This is a genomic window from Marinomonas sp. TI.3.20, from assembly GCF_038155025.1.
Taxonomy (GTDB): Bacteria; Pseudomonadota; Gammaproteobacteria; order Pseudomonadales; family Marinomonadaceae; genus Marinomonas; species Marinomonas flavescens.
This window is the reverse complement of the sequence record NZ_JBAKAS010000092.1, coordinates 1-336: the sequence shown is the minus strand read 5'-3', so window position 1 is coordinate 336 and position 336 is coordinate 1. Positions and strand designations below refer to the sequence as shown.

Annotated in this window: 1 protein-coding gene; it reads left to right on the top strand. The window is 55.4% G+C overall.

The window, feature by feature from the left end; translation table 11 throughout:
- Positions 1-14 precede the first annotated feature (14 nt).
- Positions 15-336 (top strand): Ig-like domain-containing protein (locus tag V6259_RS19710; protein WP_341585978.1); only part of this gene is annotated, 322 nt, incomplete at its 3' end.

The following is a 336-nucleotide window of genomic DNA, read 5'->3' as shown; positions in this document are numbered from 1 at the left end:
AGGGCACTGATGAAGTGACCAACGCAGACGAAGCGGGCACGGTGAGTGTGACCTTGAGTGGCGTGGACGCGGACACCGAGACGGTGAAAGTAACGTTCAGCGATGGCACCAACAACGTGGTTGTGGACGCGACACAAACTGACGGCGTCTGGAGTGTGGCGGATGCGGATCTAAGTGGTCTGACCGACGGTACGATTACCGTCAGCGCTGTAGCAACTGATGATGCGGGCAACACGTCAACTAAAACGGATACGTTAGATTTAGATACGAGTGCGGACACCGACAACAACTTCGCCGTGACAGTTAAGGGCACTGATGAAGTGACCAACGCAGACG